Below are 15,151 nucleotides of genomic sequence, written 5' to 3'. Positions count from 1 at the left end.
CGGCGACGATCGCGTCGCCCCAGCCCGCCGAGCCGGTCATCATGGCGAACTCGTCGAGTTGGTGCTTGATGCGGCGGCCGTCGGGCGAGAAGTTGGCGATGCGGCCGTCGGGCAGCTGGTCGTCACGGACCGAGCGCAGCCATTTGCATGGCGCCGTCGACATCGCCCGTCTGCCGGACGCCCTGACCCGCCAACGCCGGCCGCAACGGCTTCACATGCGCGGTGCGGCCGTGGAGCCCCGCTTCACCAGCTTCGTCCGCAGCAGCGTCCGCTTGCGGCTGCCCCCGGCGATGCGATCCAGCAGCATGCCCGCGGCCTGCCGGCCCTTCTCCACGATCGGCTGATGGATCGTGGACAGGTCGGTCAGAGCGGCCACGGGCGCGTCGTCGTAACCGATCACCGAGACATCACGCGGCACTGACATTCCTCGGTCCCGCGCAACGCGCATCGCGGCTGCCGCGTGCACATCGGAGAGCGCGGCAACCGCCGTCACCTCGGCGTGTTCGAACAGAGTCAGGGCCGCGCGAGCGCCCGCCGCCTCGTCGATCCCCGCCGCGTCCACGATCCGCAGATCGGACAGCTCCAGGCCGGCGTCACGCCAGGCTCCGAAGTGACCTGCCAGCCGTTCCCTCGCGTTGCGCTCGGTTGCCTTGCGCGCCTGGCCAAGGCTCACCAGGCCGCCGTCACCATGGGTGAACAGCTTGTCGACGACGATGCCCACGCGGCGGTGGCCCAGCTCCAGCAGGTGTTCCATCTGCAGCCGGGCGCCACGCCGGTCATCGATGCCTACGTACGGCAGGCCGCTGCCGCGTGGTGAGTCCACGGCCACCGCGGGAATGCCCGAGGCCGCCAGCACCCCGGCCAGGGGATGTTCCTCGGGCATGTTGTGCAGGACGATCCCGTCGACCAGGCCCCGCAACGCTTTGGAGGTCCTCACGTCCTCGCCGGCGGTCAGAAGCGTCAGGGCCACGCCCTCGAGGTCGCCGACCTCGGCGATTCCCTTCATCAGCAGAATCGTCGAAGGATCTTCCAGGGCATCGACCACCGAGTCCATGACGACGACGCCCACCGCGCCCACCCGCCCGGAGCGCAGACTGCTGCCCACGGCGTTGGGTCCGGCGTATCCGAGCTGCGCGGCCACGGCATAGACATGCTCGCGCTGCGCTTCGGAAACCCTGCCCAGATTGTTGTAGACGTACGACACCGTCGCCTGCGAGACGCCCGCGGCGCGTGCTACGTCCTTCATGGTGACCAACGCGCTGCCCCACCCTCCGACGATGGTGCGGGCCTCGGTCGCCCGACGCCCCATCCTGATTCTCCCGCTGACGCCCCGCCTGCGTCGCAGCGGCACGGGGCCCATGTACCTGCGCTGTGTTGGGCTAACGTCGGTGGGCGTTGGCTCTTACGGCATCTCGGATCGGAGTGGATCCGGTGTTGAGTTCGAGGATCTGCCGGCCGATGCCGGGCTCGTGCAGCAGCTCGGCGATGGTTTCGGCGACATCAGCGCGGGCCACCTGACCATGGAACTCTGCCGGCCCCAGTGAGATCGTGCCGACTCCAGGATCATCGACGAGCAACGACGGGCGAATGATCAGCCAGTCCAGATCACTGCGACTGAGTGCCATGTCCGCTTCCTTCTTCACGGCGAAGTAGTACTCGACCTCGTCACCCAGGTCACGTTCACGCCAGGCCTCCGGGAATACCGACACATGCGCGAGGCGGTCGACCCCCGCGCGGCGGGCAGCCTCGATCGCCTTGACGAAGCCATCACCGTCGACCGCCTTCGTGAAGTCCCTGGATCCGCCGTTGGATCCGGCAGTGAACACGATGGCGTCAACGCCCCCGAGTGCCTCCGCCAGCTCCTCCACGGACATGCCGGCCAGATCTCCGACCACCGCAGCGACTCCGTGCGCGGCCAGGTCCGCCCGCTGTTCCTCGCGGCGCACGAGTCCGTGAACGGCATCCCCCCTGGAGAGAAGCTCCTTCGTCAGCAGGCGGCCGATTTTGCCCGTGATTCCGATGATGAACACGTTCATCCAAGTACTCCCTTCCATCCACCGAGGTGACTTCGCGTGTCCCTGCCTCAGATGTGCCTGGCTTCGCATGCTCCCAACATCTTGATCGCCACTCCCATTCCGTACCACCGGTTCGGAGCTTGACGGCCCCAACGACGTATGCGAACGTCCGTGGTTATTCGTATCACCAACTCTGGAGGAAGGCCTCATGAGCCAGCACACGCGCGATGCGTATGCGGTACTCCTGCCGGTTGTCGGCGAGTTGTCCGTGAGTCCCTGGCTCCGCACGCTCCTGGAGCGCGGGACCGTCGCTGTGCTGCCCGGTGAGAGCCGCGAAGAGTACGTGGCGCGGAGGATGAGCCCCGAGCGCCGCGCCACTGAAACGGCCGCGGACTTCACCCGGTTCGTCACCGAGGTCGAAGACCTGGCGGGGGCGCCTGTTCTCGTGGCAGTCGACCAGGAACCGTGGGGTATCCAGCGACTGCATGGACTCGTCCCCTCCTACCCCGAGCCCAGCCTGCTGCCGCAGCTCTCCGACGAGGAGATCCGTGCGTCCTCGAAAGCGGTGGCGGCCGCAGCGGCGGGTGTCGGAGTGAACATGTTCCTTGCGCCTGTACTCGACATCTTGACCGGGGGCAATCCGTGGCTCGAGGGTCGTTCACTCGCGTTGGAGCCCGAAGAGGTGGGCAGGATCGCGGCGGCTGTCGTCACCGGTGTGCAGGAAGGGGGCGTGGTAGCCGTCGCCAAGCATTTTCCCGGCTTCCCGCAGCTGGATCTCGACCCTGCCCTCGAGGACACCGTTCTGGCGGCCCAGGTGACCGGTGAAGGTGACCTCATCCCCTTCCGCCGGGCCATCGAGGCCGGGGTGGGGGCAATCATGCTCGGCCCAGCGGTCGTTGAGGCTCTGGACCCCAGCGAGCCTGCGGCCACATCGAGGACAACTGTGGACCTTCTGCGCCGGTCGCTCGCATTCGACGGGCTGATCATCAGCGATGACCTCGACGCACCGAGCACCACGCATGGCCGCAGCCTTGTCGATACGGTCTTCGCGAGCATCGAGGCCGGAGCGGAGCTGCTGCTTCTGCCTGGCGGGGATGAGGTCATCGCCCTGGCGGAAGCGATCGCCGCGAGATCTGGAGACGATCCCGCATTCGGGCAAGCCGTTGCGCGTGCTGCACAGCATGTGCGCAAGACTGCCGAAGCGGCCAAGCGCGTGTGAGTCCGGTTCAGCGGAGTCTCAATGACCGAGTCAAGAGCCTGCGGGCCGCTGGTGCAGTTAGGTGTTGTGGTCGGCGGCCTGTTCGAGCAGCTCCATGGCGTGGTTGTGGAAGCGGCGTTCGGCGTCGCGGCATGGGGCGTCGAGGAAGGCTCGTTGGGCTTCGGTGAGATCGCAGTTCAGCAGACCCATGGTCACGTGGATGGCTTCCACTCCGTGACATCCGTTGTCCTTGAGGAACTGCTGGACGATGTCCATGTCGCCGGTTGCCTCCCAGATGGGCCGGGCGGTTTGTTGCATGGCGGCGATGCGCGCTGATCGTTCTGCGTCGAAGTCCACTGGACCACCTTCTTGGTTTGGCTCGCAGGCTATAGCCGGGCAGGCGGGGTCAGCGGACCTCGCCGCAGTGAGCGTCTCGCCGATCACCCCCCGGCCGGCATGGTCCCGACAACACGCAGGCGGCTGCTAGGGCTCGGGCTCGACCCAGGCCAGCCCGTCCTCCGACGCCACCAGGCCGCCGGGCCGCAGTGGTGCCTCGGTCTCCAACGGCCCGCCGAACAGCCCGCGTTCCTGTAGGACGGTTCCCTCCTGGAACACCTGCCGGAAGGTCTCGGACTCGTAGAGGGGGTTGCGCAGGTCGTCGGCGTCGGGGAGGCGGCGCACGGCTCGCTCGAAGTCGTGGGCGGCCGCGGTGAGACGTTCGCCCGCGGGCCCGGCGCCGGTGAGCGACGCGTCGCCGGACGCCAGACCGCCCACCAGCTCGACGAACGCCTCGAGTTCCGTCGTGCCGACGTTGGTGACCTTGCGGGCCTTCCAGAAGTACGACCGTTCGTCCTGGTGCATGTCGTAGAAGGAGACCAGGAACTCGTGGAACAAGCTGTACTCGTGCCGGTAGCGGGTCTCGAACTCGGCGAACAGGCGGGTCTCGTCCGGGCTTCCGGCGAGGCAGCTGTTGATGGACCGGGCGGCGAGCAGCCCGCCGTAGGTCGCTAGATGGACTCCGCTGGACAGTACCGGGTCGACGAAGCACGCCGCGTCTCCGACGAGTGCCATGCCGGGCCGCCACAGCCGTGACTTCCAGTACGACCAGTCCTTGCGGACGCGGACTTGGTCGTAAGGCGCCTCGGTAGCCCGGGGGACGCCGTCGAGGAAGCCGCGTACCTCCGGGCAGGCGTCGATCAGGCGGCGCCAGGCGGTCGCCGGATCCCCCTGGACGGCTTCGGCGTGTTCGCGGGCGACCACGGCTCCGACGCTGGTCAGGTCGTCCCGGAGGGGGATGTACCAGATCCAGCCCTCGTCGAAGGCCGCGCAGAAGATGTTGCCGTCGTTCGGTGCCGGGAGCCGCTCGCCGCCGGCGAAGTAGCCGAACACGGCGATGTTGCGGAAGAAGTCGGAGTAGATCCGCTTTCCTCCGACGTGCGGGTGGATCCTGCTGCCGTTGCCGGAGGCGTCCACGACATACCGGGCGGCGGCCTCTCTGAGCTCACCGTCGGGGCCGGTCCAGCGCACCCCGCGGATCCGCTCCTCGTCGGCGAGTACGCCGGTCACCCGGCAGCCTTCCCGTACGTCGACGCCGACCCGGCGGGCGTTGTCCAGGAGGATCGCGTCGAACCGGGACCGCTCGACCTGGTAGGCGAACGACGTCGGGTCGGCCAGCCGGGGCGACAGCGCGAAGGAGAACTGCCAGGGGTCCCGGTTGCTGCCCCAGCGGAACGTGCCGCCGCGCTTCGGTTTGAAGCCCGCACGCGCCATCTCGTCCTCCACGCCGAGGATCCGGCACACGCCGTGCACCGTGGAGGGGAGCAGGGACTCGCCGATCTGGTATCTGGGGAAGGTCTCCTTCTCGACCAGGAGGACGCGATGGCCGTGCAGGGCGACGGCCGCCGAGACGGTGGCCCCGGCCGGGCCGCCGCCGACCACGATGACGTCGAAGTCCTGAGTAGGCTCGGTGGAACTCACTGGTCTCCCTTCGCCGTTCGGGCGTCGATCCAGGTGCGGATCGCCGACACGGTTGTCTCCGCGTGTTCCCGCATCATCGTCAGGTGGTCTCCGGGGACGTCCACGACATCGTGAGCCGCGGGCCAGGACGTCCGCCAGCCGTCCGCGTCCGCGGCGGCCGCCATGGCGGGCGTGGGCCGCTGCGCCCGCACGAGGAGCGTGGGTGTGACGATCGGCTCGGGGGACCAGCCGAGGAAGATCCGGTTGTAGGCGCCGATCGCGGCCAGGGTGCTGTCGTCGTCACCGGTGAAGAGGGCTTGTCCGGTGTCCTGCGGCGGTGGAGCGGCCAGGGACAGCAGCCAGTCCTTGTCGCTGTTGTCCGGCGTGATGTGGTAGGCGTCCAGCAGCACCAGACCGGTCGGTGCCCGGCCCGTGTTCTCCAGCTGGTGCGCCACCAGGTGCGCCACATTGCCGCCGGCCGACCGTCCTACGACCACGAAGGGCCTGTCTCCGACGTACCGCAGCACGTTCTCTGCGTGCGTACGCGCCAGCGCGGCGCGGTCCTGCGGAACGGCGGCCCCGGTACCGATGCCGGGGTGCGGGAACTCCAGGACCTCCAAGGCCTCCGGATCGTCCTGGAAAGCGCGGTGGAACCGAGGGAAGTCTCCGCCGTCCCACGTGAGGGACGGATGGTAGGGCGGGAAGTAGACGACCGTCGGCCTTCCGAAGCCGGAGCCGGAGCCGGAGCCGGAACTGGAGCCGGAGCGGCCGGGGGAGCGGCGGATCGGGGGCAGCGCGTGCTCGCGACCCTGGGCGGCGGTGAAGGTGGGCAGAGCCCAGGACGCGGTGACGAGCAGGTGCATCGCCGCCACCGGTTGTCCGGCGGCACTGACCGATCGGAACAGCGAGGAGAGGCTGTACGCGGGCCGCTCGGGCACCGTGGCTACTGCACCCTCGGCGGCCCTTGTGGCCTCGGGGGCGACCGCGGCGGCCGGTTCGCCGTCGAGCAGGCCGAGCACGTGTCGTGCCAGTTCCTCGGCCGTACGGTGCTCGAACACCACCGCGGCCGACAGCCGGAGCTTCAGCGCCATGCTCAGCCGGTTGCGGATCTGCACGGCCGTGAGGGAGTCGAATCCCAGGTCGGCGAGGGACTTGCCGGCTGGGAGCGCGTCGGCGTGCGGATAGCCGAGCACCGCGGCCACGTCGGCCCGCAGCAACTCCACGAGAGCCGCCTCCCGTTCTCCCGGGGGCATGGCGGCCAACCGCTTCCGCCAGGCTCCCGGCTCCAGCATCTGCCCAGGGGAGCCGGGGGAGCCAGATGAGCCGCCCGAGGCCGTCGTCGCGGCGGGCGGCCGGTGCTGCCGGACCAGCCCGCGCAACGGCGGTGGCAGGTGCCCCGCACCGGACCGAAGCGCCGCCCGGTCCAGCAGGATCGGTGCCAGGACCGGCTCCGTCGAGCGCAGCCCGGCGTCGAACAGGACCATGCCCTGCGGCGTGGACAGCGGCACGAGCACATCACGTGACTGCGGGCGTTGCGGGGGCTGCCCCGCCGCCATGCCACCGGTGTGCTCCCACGGGCCCCACGCCAGCGACAGCGCGGGCAGTCCGTCGGCGGCGCGGCGGTGGGCGAGGGCATCGAGGAACGAGTTCGCGGCCGCGTAATTGCCCTGGCCCGGCCGGCCCAGCAGACCGGAGACGGACGAGAACAGGACGAAGGCCGAAAGACCCATGTCCCGGGTCAGTTCGTGCAGGTTCCAGGCCGCGTCGGCCTTCGGACGCAACACGGCCGCCATCCGCTCGGGCGTCAGCGAATCCAGCACGCCGTCGTCCAGAACCCCGGCGGCGTGCACCACAGCGGTCAGTGGCGGCTCGCAGCGCTCGACCACCTCGGCCAGCGCGGCACGCTCGGCCGCGTCACAGGCGACGATGCCGACCCGCGCCCCCAACTCCTCGAGTTCACCGCGCAGTTCCGCCGCTCCTGGTGCCTGCGGCCCACGGCGCCCGGTCAGCAGCAGATGCCGTACGCCGTGTTCGGCGACCAGATGGCGTGCCAGCTCCGCGCCCAGCGCGCCCGTGCCTCCGGTGACCAGCACCGTACCCTCCGGGTCGAAGGCTGCACCCGCCCCAGAGATACCACGCGCGGCGGCCAGTCGCGGCACCGTCACCTGACCATCCCGTATCCGGAGTTGCGGATCACCGGTGGCGACAGCCGTCGGCAGCATCCGAAGCGACTCGGGCTGCCCGTCGACGTCCACCAGGACGACACGACCGGGCAGCTCCGACTGCGCCGTGCGCGCCAGTCCCCAGACCGCCGCGCCCGCGAGGTCCGGCACCGGACCGGTGGCCTCCCGCGTCACCACCACCAGCCGTGAGCCCGCCGTGCCCGGATCGTCCTGCCAGCCCTGGAGCGTCTTGAGTACTCGGCCCGTCAACTCGTGAGTGGCGGAGAGGGGATCCGAACCCGTCGCATGGGCGATGGCTGTGACGGCGACGACTTCGGGATTGTCCCCGCCGGGGAGGAACTCGGCGAGGTTCAGCTCGTCCGGCCCGTACACCGTCCAGGTGCGCTCACCGGCGTCGCCGGAGCCGTCTCCGGGGAGGTCGAGGGCGGCCCACTCAGGACGCAGAAGGGCCCTACGTACGATGTCGTCCGCCGTGTCCGTCCCGTCTGTCCCGTCCGTCCTGTCCGCCCGGTCGGCCCTGTCTGCCCGGTAGGCCGGGAGCCCCCGGGTGACCAGCGAGTCCACGCGTGCCACGAGCCTGCCGGACGGGTCGGCCAGCGTCAGCGCGACCGTATCCGGGCCCGATGAGGTCACCCTGACCCGCAACTCCGTGGCTCCCGAGGCGTGCAGGCTCACCCCGCTCCAGGCGAACGGCACCCGGACCGTGCTCGTGTCGGCGGACCCGGCCAGCAGCGGCGCGTGCAACGCGGCGTCGAACAGCGCCGGGTGGAGTCCGAAGCCGCCCGCTTCGAACGTGTGCGACGCGGGCAGCCGGATCTCCGCGAAGACGTCGTCACCGCGCCGCCATACCGCGCCGACCCCCTGGAAGGCAGGCCCATAGGCGAGCCCGGCGTCGGCGAGGGCCGCGTAGGCGCCGGTGAGATCCACCGCCTCGGCACCCTGGGGCGGCCAGTGGGTCAGATCGTCCTGCTGGGTCTGATCGCCATGCGCAGTGCGACGACCTCGGCCCAACTGCCCGGAGACATTCCGGGTCCACGAGGCGCCCTCGGCGGACTCGTCCGGCTTCTCCGGCGGCTCCTCCGGCCGGGAGTAGACGTCCATGGGCCGCCGGCCCGAGTCGTCGTCCCACGCACCCACCACGACCTGTACCCGCACCCCCGCGGAACCGGACAGGACGAGCGGCGACAGCACCACGAGGTCGTCGACCGCGTCGCAGCCCACCTCCTCGCCCGCCCGCAGGGCCATCTCCGCGAACACCGTCGCCGGCACGATGATCCGCCCGGCGACGACATGGTCCGCGAGCCAAGGGTGGGCCGCGAGGGACAACAGCCCGGTCAGCACCGTCCGCTCGGTGTCCGGCACCGCGAAGGCCGGGCCCAGCAGGGGACCGGGGTCGGCCGCTGCCGGTCCCGGCGCGTCCAGCCAGTACCGCTGCCGCTGGAAGGCGTACGTCGGCAGGTCCACGCGGCGCGCGCCGGAACCCGCGTACACCGCCGCCCAGTCGACCGCGGCCCCGGCCACATGCAGCCGCGCCACGGCCGACAGGAGCGTCTCCGGTTCGTACGCACCGTTTCGTGTGGCCACGGCGAGAACGGGGCCCCTCGCGGGCGCGTCGGCCAGACAGTCGGTGGCAGCCGCGGTGAGTACGGGCCCGGGACCGAGCTCCAGGTAGGCGGAGACCCCGTCGTCCGCCAGCCGGCGCACGGCGTCGGCGAAGCGCACGGGCATCCTGGCATGCCGCGCCCAGTACTCGGGCGAGCACAGTTCCGAGGGCTCGGCGACCCGGCCCATCACGGTGGAGACGATCGGTATGCGCGGCGGCCGGAAGGTCAACTCCCTCGCCACGGAAAGGAATTCGTCGAGCATCGGCGTCACCAGAGGTGAGTGGAAGGCGTGACTCACCCGCAGTCGTACGGCCCTGCGGCCACGCGCCTCGAAGTCGGCCGCGACCGCGAGCACCGCGGCCTCCGCTCCCGAGATCACCACTGAACGGGGCCCGTTGACGGACGCGACGGCCACCTGTGCCGCCTGAGCCGCCCCCGCCTCGAACTCCCCCAGCGCCGCGACGACTTCTTCCTCGGTCCCGTCCAACGCCACCATCGCCCCGCCGTCGGGCAAGGCCTGCATCAGCCGGCCGCGAGCGGCGACGAGCGTGGCAGCGTCGGGCAGATCGAGTACACCGGCGACATGCGCGGCCGCCAGCTCGCCGACGGAGTGGCCCACGAGGCGGTCGGCTCGCACGCCCCACGACTCGAGCAGCCGGAACAACGCCACCTCGAAGGCGAACAGTCCGGCCTGTGTGAAGTCCGTACGGTCGACGAGAGCCGCTTCCGGTGAGCCCGGCTCGGCGGACAGCACCGCGCTCAGCGGCTGGGGGAGGCGGTCGTCCAGGTGCCCGCAGACCTCGTCGAAGGCGTCGGCGAACACGGGGAAGGCGGCGCGCAGTTCGGCTCCCATCCGGGGGCGCTGGGCGCCTTGTCCGGTGAACAGGAAGGCCGTACGGATCTCCGGGTCCGCGAGTCCTCGTACGACGCCCGGTGTGTCCCGGCCCCGCGCGAACGCGTTCAGCGCGTTCAGCATCCGGGTCCGGTCACCGGCGGGGACGAGTGCGCGATGGGTGAGGGCGGAACGCGACACCGCCAGCGAGTAGGCGACGTCGGTGGACGACAGGCCCGGCCGGTTCGCTGCCTCGGCCGCGAGCCGCCGGGCCTGGGCCCGCAGGGCGCTCTCGTCGGCGGCGGAGAGCAGCCACGGAACGGGCGGCGCCGCGGCTGTCTCCGGGGAGCCCGTCGCATCCTGGGAGATCACCGCCTGCGAGGTTGCCGCCTCCGGAGAGACCGCCGACTCCCGTGAGACCACAGCCTCCTTCTCCGGCGCCTCTTCGAGAATCACGTGCGCGTTGGTCCCGCCGATCCCGAAGGCCGAGACCCCCGCCCTCCTCGGCCGGCCGGAGTCCGGCCAGGGCCGTGGGGCGGTCAGCAGTTCCACGCGGCCGGCGGACCAGTCGACGTGCGGTGTCGGCGAGTCGGCGTGCAGGGTCCGGGGCAGTTCGCCGTGCCGCATGGCCTGCACCATCTTGATGACGCCGGCGACACCGGCCGCCGCCTGCGTGTGTCCCAGGTTGGACTTGACCGATCCGAGCCACAGCGGCTGCTCCCGGCCCTGGCCGTATGTGGCCAGCAGGGCCTGCGCCTCGATGGGGTCGCCCAGCCGCGTGCCCGTGCCGTGGGCCTCCACCACATCCACGTCACCGGCGCACAGCCCCGCGTCCGCCAGCGCCCGCGCGATCAGCCGCCGCTGCGCCGGCCCGTGGGGCGCGGCGAGCCCGTTGGACGCGCCGTCGGAGTTCACGGCGGAGCCGCGGAGTACGGCCAGGACCGGATGACCGTTGCGCCGGGCGTCGGACAACCGCTCCAGGAGGACGAGGCCCACGCCCTCGCCCCAGGCCGTACCGTCGGCCGCCGCCGAGAACGACTTGCAGCGCCCGTCCGGCGACAGCCCGCGCTGCCGGCTGAACGCCAGGAACGGCTTGGGTGTCGCCATCACCGTGACCCCGCCCGCCAGGGCCAGCGAGCACTCGCCCGAACGCAGCGCCCGCGCCGCCCAGTGCAGTGCCACCAGCGAGGAGGAGCACGCGGTGTCGACCGTGATCGCGGGACCGCGCAGTCCGTACACGTACGAGATCCGCCCGGAGGCCACGCTGCCCGCCGAGCCCAGCCCCAGGTGCGCCTCCAGCTCGTGGGGGCGGGTGAAGCGGGCGGAGTAGTCGCCGAACATCACGCCCACGAACACGCCGGTGTCGCTCTCGCGCAGCGACGCCGGGTCGATCCCGGCCCGCTCCCACACCTCCCAGGAGGTCTCCAGGAGCAGCCGCTGCTGCGGATCCATCGCGAGCGCCTCGCGCGGCGAGATCCCGAACAGTCCGGCGTCGAACTCCGCGGCCCGGTGCAGGAATCCGCCGTGTCGCGTGTACGACGTGCCGATCCGGTCGGGATCGGGGTCGTAGAGGGCGTCCAGGTCCCAGCCGCGGTCGCCCGGGAACTCCGAGATGGCGTCCCGTCCCCGCGACACCAACTCCCATAAGTCGTCAGGAGAGTCGACGTCACCGGGATACCGGCAGCCCATGGCGACGATGACGACGGGATCGTCCTCGGCGGACGGGTCCTGTCCGCCGTACGCCTGCGGCCGCCGTACGGGCTCGCCCTCGAAGAGCACCGTGCGCAGGTAGCGGGCCACCTCGGCCGGTGTCGGGTGGTCGAAGACCAGCGTCGACGGCAGGCTCACCCCGGTCAGCGCGGTGAGCCGGTCCACCAGCTCGACGACGCCGACCGATGTCATGCCGAGATCGACGAACGGGCTGTCCGCGCCGGGCAGATCGCCCGGTGTCCTCCGGCAGACCTCGGCCGTTTCGGTGAGCACCGTTTCGCGTAGCGCGCGCTCCTGGTCGTCGCGCGAGAGGGGCAGGAGCCGCTCACTCAGGGTGGTACCCGCGTCGTCGGCCGCGGCCGGAGCGGGGGCGGCCAGCTCGTGCCGGGCGATCTTGCCGGAGGCGGTGCGCGGGACGGCGGCGATCTCGCGGATCTCGGCAGGCACCTTGTAGTCGGCCAGCCGGGTCCGGCACTCGGCGAGCACCTGCCGTGCGTCGATCCCGTCCGGACCTGGAACGACGAAGGCGACCGGCACCTCGCCGAGCACGTCGTGCGGCACACCCACGACCACGGCCTCGGACACGCCGGGACACTGCGCCAGGACCTGCTCGATCTCCGTCGGGTGGATGTTCTCGCCGCCGCGGATGATCAGCTCGCTGACCCGGCCGGTGAGCCGGAGATGGCCGTGCTCGACACGGCGGCCGAGGTCGCCGGTGCGGTACCAGCCGTCCCGCAGCGCGGCCGCCGTCGCCTCGGGCCGCTCGTGGTACCCGGTCATCAGGCTCGGCCCCCGTACCCAGACCTCGCCCTCGGCGCCGTCCGGGACGTCCTCGCCGCTCCCCGGGTCGACGAGGCGTACCTCCATGCCCGGGACGGGCGGACCGCAGGAACCGTCGACCCTGGGCCCCTCGGGGCGGTTCACCGCGATCATGCCGCAGGTCTCGGTGCTGCCGTACGCGTCCAGCAGCGGGGCCCCGAGGGTCTCCTCCACGGCCGCGCGCAGTGCGGGGCCGCTCGGGGCCCCGGCCACGACGCACATCCGCAGTGCCGGCGGGGCCTCGTCGTCCGAGTCGAGCATCCGGTGGTACGTCGCGGGCACGCCGGCCAGCATGGTGAAGGGCCCGCCGAGCCCCGCGTGCGCGGTGAGCAGTTCCCGCCGCAGACCGCCCGGCGGCAGCAGCTCACCGGCGATCCGGGCGCTCGCGCCCACGGCCGTCACGCCCAGGATCGCCAGCGAGTGGCTGAAGCTGTGGAAGAGCGGAAGCGGCCAGAGCAGCCGGTCGTCGGCCGAGAGACCGAAGACCGGGGCGTAGCAGGCGGCCACGGACCACAGCGCTGCCCGCTGTGTGGACAGCACGCCTTTGGGGCGGTGCGTGGTGCCGGAGGTGTAGAGCATCCAGGCCGGGTCGTCGAGGCCGAGCATGTCGATCTCCGCGGGCCCGTCGCTCTCGGCCGCGCTCCGAAAGGGCTGGGCGCCGTCCGGGACCGGGCCGCTCCCGGTGACCAGGACGCCCAGGCGGTCGTACGGCGGTCCCAGGCGCCGTAACCGTGCGACGTGCGCGGCGTCGGTGATGACGAACGCGGCGCCGCTGTCCTGGAGGAAGTGGGCCAGCTCGGTGTCGGAGGACCGCGGATTGAGCGGGACGCCGACCATCCCGGCCCGCAGCACGGCGAGGCAGCTCTCCACCATCTCCACGCAGTTGCCGAGGCAGATCGCGACGCGGTCGCCGCGGCGCAGTCCTGTCCGGGTGAGGTACCCGGCCAGCGAGCGCGTGCGCCGCTCCAGCTCGGCGTAGGTGACGCTCCGCGCGGAGTCGGAGTAGGCGACCCGGTGCGCGGCCACTTCGGCGTGCCGCCGTAAGTGCTCCGGCACCGGCCGGACGAGCTCGTCACGCCTCATGTCTCCGCCTTCCAGGTCCATCGGGCCGTAATGATGTTGAGCGTAGAGGTTGCCGACCGTCGAGGGGGCTACTCGTACGACCCGCACGACCCGCCGCAGCGGCCTGCGGCAGCGAGGAGGTACCGCCATGGCCGTCAACGGAGCACACGTGACCACCGTCCGGAGCCCTGTCCCCGAGCAGGAACTCTCCGGGATCGTCGGCCACCGCTTCATCTACACCTACGCCAACGGCTGGCAGTACGAGATGTACGTGAAGAACCCGACCACCATCGACTACCGGATCCACTCCGGCATGGTGGGCGGCCGCTGGGTCAAGGACCAGCGGGTCGACCTCGTCCAGCTGGACGACGACCATTACAAGATCTCCTGGAACGAGCCCACCGGCACGTCGGTCTCCGTCAACGTCATGCCCGGCAAGCGCCGCCTGCACGGCGTGATCTTCTTCCCGCGCTGGGTCGAGGAACACGGCGAGCGCACCGTCCTCTACCAGAACGACCACCTCGACGAGATGCGCAGGTACCGCGACGAGGGCCCGACCTATCCGGTCTACGTCGTCCCGGAGTTCGCCAAGATCACCCTCTTCGAGTACGTGGGCCCCGACGACGAGACGATCATCGCCACGGCCCCCGGAGACCTCCCGCAGGGCTGGTCCGACCGCACCAACTGACCGAGGCCGTACGAGGAGGCCGTCGCCGCCGAGGCGAACGCGCGTCAGTGGTGGCGGCCGTGCCGGCCGAGGGTCTCCACGGGGATCGCGCCGGGGCGCGTCCACTGCGGTACGGGGCGGCTGGTCGGACCCCAGGTGGGATTGCCGTCCGCGTCCGAGCGCCAGGACCAGCACGGGCCGCGCCCCTCGGGCCGGCCCTCGGGGTTGTCCTCCCACGCCTCGCCGCGGCCGTAGGGCGTCATGTCGAGCAGGCCGAGGGACCCGTTGACCCGCTCGTTGCCACGGCCCGTCGTGGAGTAGGTGAGGAACACGCGGTCGCCGTCGCGCAGGAAGCAGGTGAGGTGACCCATGTCGTCGCCGACCGGCGCGTCCGCGTCGCGCACCGAGTACCAGGGCTGTGTGTAGCCCATGAACTCGACGTAGGAGGCCACCTCCTCCCACCGGCCCGTCGTCAGCACGGCGAAGGAGACGCCGCGGGCGTTGAGGTAGACGGCGTCCTTCAGATGCCAGGCCGTGGTGGTGCAGCCCTCGCACTGCCCCTGGTGCGGCGCGCCGTCGTACCACATGTGCTTGTAGACCACGAGCTCGTCGCGGCCCTGGAACAGGTCGAGGAACGGGACCGGACCGTCGGGTCCGACGACCTCGACCGTCCCGTCGAACTCCACCATCGGCAGCCGGCGGCGGGCCGCGGCGAGGGCGTCGCCCTCGCGGGTGTGGGCCTTCTCGCGGACCAGGAGCTCGTCCCGGGCGGCCTGCCAGGTGGCCAGGTCGACGACGGGCGGTCGGCCGGGCCGTGCGGTGGTGGGGTCACTCGGCGTGGTGGTCATGCTGTCCTCCGGGGTGGCTCGTGCCGGGCAGCGTCGTACGGCGTCGTACGACGCTCACCGGAACAGACTCAAGTCGCGGCCGGAACTCATCGCGGCCATGGCGCGTAGCGCGCGGCCCGTCATTCCTTCGGGTGGCTATTTTGCTCCGGACGCGGGAAATGCCCTGGTAGCTGTCACGATGAGTGATCTGCGAAGGCCGGTCGTGATCAGGGGGCGCCGGCACCACAGGAGGTTCCTCGTTGTCCCGTCGTCAGCTT

At 71.2% G+C, this 15,151-nt stretch carries 8 protein-coding genes and 1 pseudogene; 2 read left to right on the top strand and 7 right to left on the bottom strand.

Going from position 1 to position 15,151, the window contains the following annotated elements; translation table 11 throughout:
* Positions 1-40 precede the first annotated feature (40 nt).
* The 3 genes and pseudogenes from QC385_RS00130 to QC385_RS00120 all read right to left on the bottom strand — a co-directional run.
* Positions 41-163 (bottom strand): annotated as a pseudogene (locus tag QC385_RS00130) (hypothetical protein); the annotation flags it as partial.
* A 48-nt stretch (positions 164-211) separates the two neighbouring features.
* The gene (locus QC385_RS00125; RefSeq protein WP_279539738.1) at positions 212-1,246 is read right to left on the bottom strand and encodes a LacI family DNA-binding transcriptional regulator; all 1,035 of its coding nucleotides are present in this window, start codon (positions 1,244-1,246) and stop codon (positions 212-214) included.
* Between the two features lie 133 nt (positions 1,247-1,379).
* Positions 1,380-2,036, bottom strand: coding sequence for an SDR family oxidoreductase (locus QC385_RS00120; RefSeq protein WP_279539154.1), 657 nt, complete (start codon positions 2,034-2,036; stop codon positions 1,380-1,382).
* Positions 2,037-2,223: 187 nt separating this feature from the next.
* On the opposite strand from QC385_RS00120, the gene QC385_RS00115 reads away from it, so the two are divergent.
* Positions 2,224-3,234: a glycoside hydrolase family 3 N-terminal domain-containing protein gene (locus QC385_RS00115; protein ID WP_279539153.1), complete on the top strand. Its 1,011-nt coding sequence runs from the start codon at positions 2,224-2,226 to the stop codon at positions 3,232-3,234.
* A 57-nt stretch (positions 3,235-3,291) separates the two neighbouring features.
* On the opposite strand, the gene QC385_RS00110 is transcribed toward QC385_RS00115, so the two are convergent.
* From QC385_RS00110 to QC385_RS00100, 3 genes are all read right to left on the bottom strand, one after another.
* Positions 3,292-3,570, bottom strand: coding sequence for a hypothetical protein (locus QC385_RS00110; RefSeq protein WP_279539152.1), 279 nt, complete (start codon positions 3,568-3,570; stop codon positions 3,292-3,294).
* Positions 3,571-3,696: 126 nt separating this feature from the next.
* Positions 3,697-5,190 (bottom strand): tryptophan 7-halogenase, encoded by a 1,494-nt coding sequence (locus QC385_RS00105; protein WP_279539151.1) that lies wholly within the window; start codon positions 5,188-5,190, stop codon positions 3,697-3,699.
* A complete protein-coding gene (locus tag QC385_RS00100) occupies positions 5,187-13,400 on the bottom strand; it encodes a type I polyketide synthase (protein WP_279539150.1) in 8,214 nt (2,737 codons plus the stop codon). Before QC385_RS00100 ends, QC385_RS00105 begins: the two co-directional genes overlap by 4 nt.
* Before the next feature lie 127 nt (positions 13,401-13,527).
* Between QC385_RS00100 and QC385_RS00095 the strand changes: the two genes are divergently transcribed.
* Positions 13,528-14,067: a phenolic acid decarboxylase gene (locus QC385_RS00095; protein WP_279539149.1), complete on the top strand. Its 540-nt coding sequence runs from the start codon at positions 13,528-13,530 to the stop codon at positions 14,065-14,067.
* A gap of 44 nt (positions 14,068-14,111) precedes the next feature.
* On the opposite strand, the gene QC385_RS00090 is transcribed toward QC385_RS00095, so the two are convergent.
* On the bottom strand, positions 14,112-14,894 hold the full coding sequence (locus QC385_RS00090) for a DUF899 domain-containing protein (protein WP_279539148.1): 783 nt from the start codon (positions 14,892-14,894) through the stop codon (positions 14,112-14,114).
* Between the last annotated feature and the right edge of the window lie 257 nt (positions 14,895-15,151).

It is taken from the genome of Streptomyces sp. DH10, from assembly GCF_029813805.1.
In the GTDB taxonomy this organism is placed as follows: Bacteria; Actinomycetota; Actinomycetes; order Streptomycetales; family Streptomycetaceae; genus Streptomyces; species Streptomyces coeruleofuscus.
The sequence above is the reverse complement of the archived record's forward strand: the minus strand, read 5'-3'. Positions and strand labels throughout refer to the sequence as shown.